Raw genomic sequence first — 5,725 nt, forward strand, 5'->3', positions numbered from 1 at the left:
ACTCCATAGTCCCAGGTTGCCACTGAGCTATGGAGTTTGATTGATTAGTTCAGCTGTAGAGTCTCGTTAGAGCTCCATCTTTTGGACTGAGCTCACAGTAATCTTATACGAAGCGAGTGCCTCTTTCACAGCTTCCTCATCAAGAGCGAGATCTTCACTTAGGTGAATTTCAAGCTGGTTGTTCACATAAGCAGCGGCCACTCCCGGTAATTTTTCTAAGGCCACACGGGCCTTATCGTTAGTCGTTGCTCATCCAGCACCAGTCACCACCAGCGCGTATGCAGCCTTGGGTACAGCCTGATCTTTTTCCTCCAGAGAGACCAAGGTTACGGGACCTTTATCAAACTCTGCTTTGAGCTTTGGACCATCAAGCTCAAAACCGTCTTTCATGACGACGGTGGTTCGTAAACCTGACATTTTGAGGGACTTCACGCCCTCTTGAGTTCTAATGGTCGCACGGACCGTTCTACCAGCTCCTCATCCACCACCTTTAGCAGTGACAATAAAAACCTTCATCGTCTCTACTGCTGATGCAGCAGCCTTCTCTGTTGATGCAGCTGGAGCGACCTCAGCAAGTGCGACAGAACTGCCGCCCATTGAGATCACCGCAAATGCTGTGAGTATTGATTTTACTTTCATAGCAAAGTTAGGATGACGCTATTCTAAAATTATTCCAAATATTTTCTTCAGTTTGATCATCCACCCCCTGCCTAGACTGGGTAAAATGGATAGCCCACTGGTCAGCGAGAACCTATTTAGAGCTGCGCAGTTTGCTTCATTTTGAAAATTTCTTGCATTTGCCCCTGCTCAAAATCCGCGTTAGGTATCCAGAGGTATTGTTTTTTATCTTGATAAATGAGCAAGCCCTTGCGGGTAGGCTTCACCTGATAAAATTCTGACCATGGAACATCGGCATCGCCGGCTAGACCTGAGATTTTAAGCCCCCTCTCCGAAAATTCATAGTGGACTTCAGTCTCGTAGGCTGGGTGCTTCCTTAGTCCTCGCTCATGCCACATTTGCCAAAGCATCGGCCGCATAAAACCGAGTGAACCAACCATCACTAAAAACCCGCCAAATACGCCACCTTTAGTTCCAGGCTCAATCAAGTAGGATCCAAAACAAATTGCCACAATACAAAGAAGTGAACGCAAGACAACCCACCAGCGGTAGCGGCACCACATGTGTCTGGAGAACGATCCATGCTGGGATGGCCCGTCGAATTTCGAAGTGATCTCTATTTTTTTTTCCATAGCTGCGTGCTAATCTGTGACCTAAACCTAGCATGCTAGGCAAAAAAACTGTATTCTTAATAATGGAAAATGCTGTTTTAGCAAATAATTTCCCACCTATGATAAACTATCCGGTGTAAGGAAGAGTAGCCTCTACAAGAGCTTGCACGTGGCTCACTCTTCTCGTCTGGCTGAGTGATAGTGCTCTGCTTAGCTAGTTCTAGCAACATAACCTCGGGAACACTCTTAGCTCCGTTGAGCATGATTTGACCTCCTTTACCATTAGCTATACGACCATAATAATCCGTATTCCGATTTCTTAGAACGCAACGCATTGAGCGAGAGTCTAACCGAAACATATATCCCTTATCTCATGGGTCTCAGCTGCATCCGAATCCTACCCCTTTTTTCAGAACTTAAGCACGCAACCTTGGGAAAGGCATCTCGCCGTAGTCGAAGCCTACCGATGGAGCGAGACGTGCTACACCCTGCCGACAGAAAGTCTGCACACCACAAACTATATCCCAAGCCCATTGGTCTGTAGATGTGCCGTCGCGGCAGTCAATTGAAGCGAATGCGAGCTTGCCGATCTGAGTAGCAATGTTGCCTTCTGGCTCAACACACCTAACAGCCTAATCACTATCCATTGCGATACCGAGAAATGAGTTGGTATTGAGGCTGATAGAACCAGCAAGTGCTGCTATTTTAACGCTTTTGACAACCTAAAAAGAAACACCTGAATATTTAGCAACCAAGAAGTCCTTGAACATTGGAACCACAGTCTTCAGGAAGCCTCCTAATTCTTAATACCGCGTAAAAGAGAAACAATGCGCACGTTGTTGTTAATGTAAACACCAGCAGCGCAGCCACCGATTGTGCCAACTGACGGATGTTGAACAGAAGCGATACGCAGTGAATCAACAACTCCTTCATACTGATAGGATCGATCATATTTGAAGCATTAATCCCAAGACGTTTCTGTGGAGAAGACTCCTTCACTGTCAATAACTGCCGCCCACCTATGATTAGAACCGCCGAGTTCAAGGCGTTGCGGCTACACCGCTGGCCACTATACAACCTCCCATGCGCCACACCACTCACATTACGGGACACTCGACAAGCTGCACCTTGAAAGCTGCGTCAGCAGATACTAGCATAAGCAATTCTGGGTTCCAGTAAACTACAGGAACAACTTCCTCGTCTAGTGCCAGCTTCACTTTCAGTTGAATATTTATAACTATTTTCGTTTTAAGAGTTTTGCTTAATTCGGAGCCATGACAACCATTCACGTAATCGACACTAATCGGAAAGTATTTTTTGTGCACTCAGTAACCACTCAAGCTAAACCCACCACTTATCGATCACACACCCCACCCTAGTCATACATTTTAAACACATTACACAAAAAACGGAGAATTGCGGGCTATATTCACAACTGATTGGGTGGGCAGTTTATTCGCGTATGCACCCTTTTACTCGCAAGCTGGGGAATTACAGTGCCGAGCTACGCTGGCAGTGGGCAACATAGAGCGTAGGTCGATGTATTCATGATTTTAACAGTTGCATATTTCTTCGAGTCTTTCTCGGTAAAAAGCCTCCACACATTATGGGAGGTTTGATATCGCGAAATTTCTTATTGCAAACGAATCTCAACTACACTAGTAGTTTCTGTAATGAAGTTATTCAAACGCGACACCGATATTCAGACTGACAGTGCAATGACACTGGCTCAGGCGAGTGTGGGTTGCTCTGTACGAATTGACTCCATCAAAGGAGCAGCTTGTGAACGCCTACGCAGCATGGGATTTTGTGAATCCATGGAAGTTAGAAAGCTGAGCAATGGCCACAATATGCTCTGTACTGTGTGTGGCACAAAATTAGCTCTCAACAAGAAGCTCGCTGCACAGATCCTTGTCTGCCCAGTCTAAACAGCCTTCTCCTACTTCTTATGTCTTCTCCATCTGAGCAACACCTTGTTGCACTCGTCGGGAACCCAAACGCTGGTAAAACCACCCTTTTCAACGCTCTCACAGGAGCCAATCAGAAGGTAGGCAACTATTCGGGCGTCACAGTTTCTCGTAAATCCGGCAGTTTCCGCACGCCTCATGGCCGAAAAATAGAATTGGTCGACCTGCCGGGCTGTTATTCCCTCAAAGCTCAATCGTTAGACGAAAAAGTCACACGTAATTTTCTCATTGGCGAACAGGATGACGAAGTATCTCCTGACATTTGCGTCTGTGTTCTAGACTCCTCAGCCCTAGAACGTCACTTACAACTGGCGATGGAAGTCATCGAACTTGGCCACCCAGTCGTGATTGCGCTGAACATGGTCGATTTAGCAGAGTCACGTGGCATTCACTTAGATCCAACAATTCTTTCGGAGGAGCTCGGAGTTCCGGTTGTCCCAGTCCAAGCGAATAAAGGCAAAGGAATCCTGGAGCTCAAGCAGGCTCTCCGCCTCCCTCTCCCAGCGATAGAGACCCCTCTGTGGGGTTGCTCAGGATCAGCCGAAGAACGACTCGCAGCTCGGACTGAATTCATCCAAATCATTTGCGGCCAAGCCGCACGCCGTGAGAACGACGGCACACTAACACTAACCGACAAGTTAGATAAATTCTTACTCGCACCTTTCACAGGGTGGGTAACATTGATAGCTATCATGTTAGGCGTCTTCTGGACGATTTTCTCGCTTTCATCATATCCAATGGATTTGATCGAACTCAGCTTTGAATCACTAGGCGAGTTGACAGCAGCCAGCTTCCCTAAAGGGGATTTCAATGACCTACTTGTCAACGGAGTGATCGCAGGCCTCAGTGGCACTTTGGTCTTTCTCCCGCAGATTGTCATTCTCTTTATCTTCATTGCACTGATGGAAGCCAGTGGTTACATGGCGCGAGCCGCCTTTCTGATGGACCGTGTAATGAACGTTGTTGGCCTATCAGGAAAAGCCTTTCTTCCGTTACTCTCGTCTCACGCTTGTGCCATCCCTGGCATAATGGCCACCCGAACTATCGACAGCGCCAAAGAACGCCTTATCACCATATTAATTGCGCCGTGGATGTCATGTTCAGCGCGTATCCCTGTGTACACGGTCCTTATTACTATGCTGCTTCCTCATTCAAGTCCGCTACAGAAAGCAGGTTTCATGCTAGGTGTTTATAGTTTAGGTATTGTTACAGCTCTAATCGCAGCACGCATTCTCAAGGGGCGTTTAGCTGAAGATGCCACTCCGAGCCATTTCATGCTCGAACTCCCCCCCTACAGACTACCACAGACTGGCTACCTTCTTCGTCATATATGGGACCGAGCCTGGGCATTTTTGAAAAGAGCAGGCACAATAATCTTAGCGCTCTGCATTATCCTTTGGGCACTTGAAACGTATCCTAAACCAGCAGTAGGGAGTGCTGCATCTGAAAACGCCTCGCTAGCACTAGAGCAATCCTACATGGGCCAAATTGGCCACGCTGTAGAACCGGTATTCGAACCCCTCGGTTATGACTGGCGCACCAGCACAGCAGTCATGATGTCCTTTGCTGCACGAGAGGTCTTTAAGTCATCACTTATGGTTACTTATAGCATTAGTGAAGAAATTGATGAGGATGCTCAAGATTCATTGTTAGAGGACAAACTAGCTGCAGCCACTTGGCCTGACGGCAGAAAAATCTACACACCTCTTACACTTCTCAGCCTACTCGTCTTCTTTATCTATGCTCTGCAGTGTCTTCCCACGACAGCGGTGGTTGCCAGGGAGACTAATTCATACAAGTGGGCTGTAGGCCAACTTGTGGGTATGTCGCTCTTTGCCTATTTAGCAGCTCTTGCCGTTTTCCAGATCGGGACTTTATTAGGATTCTAAGGAACATTTATTGCCATGCTCTTAGCACAGACAATCCTAGCCCTTAGTGTTGTTGCGCTAGCAGTGGCTGCATTATCTTTCAAACTCTACCAATCGCTTAAGAGCTCATCTTGCTGTGGAAGCTGCGGCTGTGATATAATTTCTGGCAAAGCCCAAAAAAAGCCTCTCAAAAAGCGAAACAGCACGCCTGCGCCAACAACAAGTAAACGCTAATTATCAAGATCCCAGCGTTAGCTGAGGTTACAGATTACTGCTAAAATAAGCAGTATGAAAAACAATTCACTTAGCCCCTACTGGGCTAGAATAGTCCACCGACTACACACACTTGGTCTTGTAGAAAGTTCTTATGCTAATTCTATCAGCCAAGTTACTGAAATAGGCTATTATCCTCGGCACATTACCTCTGCTAATGAAGCTCAAAGCCAAAGCGTGGATGGTTCGGTTCTTTGGAATTTCCTTAACTGGCATAGCGGATGGCTAAAGAGCCATAAAACTGGTTCAACTAAAGGCGCGGAATTTACCTTTCTATCCCGAAGCAATAAGAACTTCCATAGATTACGGTTACTTGAAGCGCATCATAGTGATTGTCTCGAGTGCATTCTTAAGATTTTTTCACACCGCTCTACTCAAAAAGAAGTCA

At 46.6% G+C, this 5,725-nt stretch carries 7 protein-coding genes; 3 read left to right on the top strand and 4 right to left on the bottom strand.

The features are described 5' to 3' along the window. Positions 1-66 precede the first annotated feature (66 nt). From ABGY95_RS00800 to ABGY95_RS00815, 4 genes are all read right to left on the bottom strand, one after another. Positions 67-225: a hypothetical protein gene (locus ABGY95_RS00800; protein WP_347439775.1), complete on the bottom strand. Its 159-nt coding sequence runs from the start codon at positions 223-225 to the stop codon at positions 67-69. A gap of 24 nt (positions 226-249) precedes the next feature. Next, complete coding sequence (locus ABGY95_RS00805) at positions 250-432, bottom strand: hypothetical protein (RefSeq protein ID WP_347439776.1); 183 nt, start codon at positions 430-432, stop codon at positions 250-252. Positions 433-477: 45 nt separating this feature from the next. Further along, on the bottom strand, positions 478-639 hold the full coding sequence (locus ABGY95_RS00810; protein WP_347439777.1) for a hypothetical protein: 162 nt from the start codon (positions 637-639) through the stop codon (positions 478-480). A 116-nt stretch (positions 640-755) separates the two neighbouring features. Then, complete coding sequence (locus tag ABGY95_RS00815; RefSeq protein WP_347439778.1) at positions 756-1,250, bottom strand: YcxB family protein; 495 nt, start codon at positions 1,248-1,250, stop codon at positions 756-758. A 1,652-nt stretch (positions 1,251-2,902) separates the two neighbouring features. On the opposite strand from ABGY95_RS00815, the gene ABGY95_RS00820 reads away from it, so the two are divergent. The 3 genes from ABGY95_RS00820 to ABGY95_RS00830 form a co-directional block, all read left to right on the top strand. Continuing rightward, entirely contained in the window at positions 2,903-3,157 is a 255-nt protein-coding gene (locus tag ABGY95_RS00820) for a FeoA family protein (protein ID WP_347439779.1), read from the top strand. 20 nt (positions 3,158-3,177) lie between these two features. Beyond that, the gene (locus ABGY95_RS00825; RefSeq protein WP_347439780.1) at positions 3,178-5,085 is read left to right on the top strand and encodes a ferrous iron transporter B; all 1,908 of its coding nucleotides are present in this window, start codon (positions 3,178-3,180) and stop codon (positions 5,083-5,085) included. Between the two features lie 267 nt (positions 5,086-5,352). Next, on the top strand, positions 5,353-5,725 hold a 373-nt coding region (locus ABGY95_RS00830; protein ID WP_347439781.1), incomplete at its 3' end, for a hypothetical protein.

Source organism: Rubritalea sp., from assembly GCF_039830215.1.
Classification (GTDB): domain Bacteria; phylum Verrucomicrobiota; class Verrucomicrobiia; order Verrucomicrobiales; family Akkermansiaceae; genus Rubritalea.

Bases quoted from the DNA above. Each gene is read 5' to 3' on its own strand.
- ABGY95_RS00815 (WP_347439778.1), bottom strand. From the start codon at position 1,250: ATGGAAAAAAAAATAGAGATCACTTCGAAATTCGACGGGCCATCCCAG.
- ABGY95_RS00820 (WP_347439779.1), top strand. From the start codon at position 2,903: ATGAAGTTATTCAAACGCGACACCGATATTCAGACTGACAGTGCAATG.
- ABGY95_RS00810 (WP_347439777.1), bottom strand. From the start codon at position 639: ATGAAAGTAAAATCAATACTCACAGCATTTGCGGTGATCTCAATGGGC.
- ABGY95_RS00825 (WP_347439780.1), top strand. From the start codon at position 3,178: ATGTCTTCTCCATCTGAGCAACACCTTGTTGCACTCGTCGGGAACCCA.